1 protein-coding gene is annotated in these 2402 nt (G+C 39.0%); it reads right to left on the reverse strand.

What is annotated here, in order from left to right:
- A partial coding sequence (gene tet(Q) / locus DW039_RS19940) for a tetracycline resistance ribosomal protection protein Tet(Q) (RefSeq protein WP_120382290.1) occupies positions 1-2099 on the reverse strand: 2099 nt, incomplete at its 3' end.
- Positions 2100-2402 lie beyond the last annotated feature (303 nt).

Genomic DNA, 2402 nt, shown 5'->3' on the forward strand with positions numbered 1-2402 from the left:
GATGACATTGATTTTTGAAACATGAATAAAAGTTTATCTTTTTCGTTCATACGGATATTATCAGAATAATCGCCTTTTGTTATTTGATACCCGCATGGCTTAACCATAAAAACGCCTAAGCCCTTAGTGTATGAACTTACTTCTGAGGCGTAGTCTTTACTTGTATTTAATGGAACTTTCCCTTTAATATGACACCACTCATTATTGCAACTGATGTCTTCAATCTCAGACATCATTTTTTGCAAATCTGTAATAGCTTTGGAACTTGCCGATTGGGGTATCTGCAACTCAAAATAGAGCATCGGTTCGAGGATGTCCACACCTGACTGTTGCAAGGCCAGCCTGAAGACATAAGGGGTCAGCTGTCTGAAATCAGCAGGTGTACTTACCGGGCTATAATACTCGGCTTGAGTAAAAGTTACTTTCAGATCTGTCACTTCCCATCCATGTAAACCAGATTGGCAAGACATACGAATCCCTTCAAAAACGGCATTTTGAAAAGAATGGTTCAGATAACCATAGGAGATGTCACTTTCGATTTGCAACCCTGTCCCTAACGGTAAGGGTTCAATAGTCAGCCCTATTGTGGCCCAATAAGGGTTGGGCGGCACTTCGATCTGAATAATCTTATTCACCTTTTTTATAGGTCGTTCTTTGTAGATAGTCTTGATCTCATCAAAATGGACCTTTACGGAAAATCGTTCTTCCAGCAATGTCTGTATGATTTCCTTTTGGGTCAAACCATATAACGAGATTTCCAATTCATCACTATATGAGTTTATGGAAAAGGACAAAGACGGGTCTTCAATCCACAATGTATTCAGAGCGGATATCACCTTGCTTCTCTCTTCGGGCCTGTCTGGCCGGACGGAGGATTTGAGAGCGGGATGCTGACGAGATAACCCTTGAATCAAACAAGGTTTAGCACCTAAATAATCTCCGATTCGAAAATCTTCCATATCTTCTACAATCGCGATATCATTGGCCCCCACTTCATCAACATTTATCTCTCTGCCCTGATAAATAGTCTTTAGATTTTTAATCTTGATGAATTTTTCCGAATCGTTGATTCTTACAATGTCTCGAAGTCTCAGACTTCCGTCAATTATTTTTAGAAAACTTCTTTTATGTCCTTTGGGGTCATGCTCTATCTTATAGAGATAAGCTGAAAGTCTGTTTGAGACTGATTCTGGAGGAAGTATAAAAGAAGAGATGGCGTCCAACAACTCATTGATACCGATATTGAACATTGCTGATCCATGTAGTACCGGATAGACTTTGGCTTTTGCCACAAGATCGATTATCGTATTCCAATAATCAGCCGGTGAAATTTCGCTATCCGCCAAATATCGTTCTAATATATCGTCGTCATGGTTGCATACAAATTCTTTGTATTCTTCCTTTATATATGTTTGGGAGCAAATCGGATAAACCAATCCATCGACAATAGTTTGCATAAACAGGACATCTTGAGACAGATTTGTTTTTATATCCAGATACAAACGCTCTAAATTCACACCGTCACGGTCAATTTTATTGATAAATATAATTGTCGGGATTTGCAGTTTTTGTAAAGTATTGAACAGCAACTTTGTTTGCGCTTGTATGCCTTCCTTTGCGGATAAGATGAGGACTGCTCCATCAAGCATTTTGAATGTCCGCTCCACTTCCGCAATAAAATCCATGTGTCCCGGAGTGTCAATGATATTGCATTTCACACCATTCCTGATAATAGATGTCGTAGAAGCCCGAACAGTAATTCCTCTACGTTTCTCTATATCCATAGAGTCTGTTATGGTGTCACCATTATCCACACGGCCGCACTTTTCCGTTGCTCCACTGGCAACTTCCGCAATAAAATCCATGTGTCCCGGAGTGTCAATGATATTGCATTTCACTCCATTCCAGATAATAGATGTCGTAGAAGCCCGGACAGTAATTCCTCTACGTTTCTCTATATCCATAGAGTCCGTTATGGTGTCACCATTATCCACACGGCCGCACTTTTCCGTTGCTCCACTGGCAAACAGCAGATTCTCGGTTACGGAAGTTTTTCCTGCATCAATGTGAGCAAGAATTCCTAAATTTATAATATTCATTTGGATTAAGCAATAATATACTACAGTAGATGCATTGTCGAAACGCACCTTTTAATACCTCCTCGTAGCATATGAGAACTACAGGATTACTAACTCGTATTAATATGTATATTATTACTGCCGCATAACGATTACAAAATTACACAAAAAAATATATCTAACAAAAGTGGGAGGATTTTTTAACTTTTTACCATAGACATTTTATTAGGGAAGCGTAGGTTCAACTGGCAAGTACAAATAAGTAGAAATGTTTGAACAACACCGTTTTAGGAAGTTGAAAAATCAAGTTTCTCTCTCGGTATA

Origin of the sequence: Bacteroides sp. AF39-16AC (assembly GCF_003602735.1) — a bacterium.
In the GTDB taxonomy this organism is placed as follows: Bacteria; Bacteroidota; Bacteroidia; order Bacteroidales; family Bacteroidaceae; genus Bacteroides; species Bacteroides uniformis.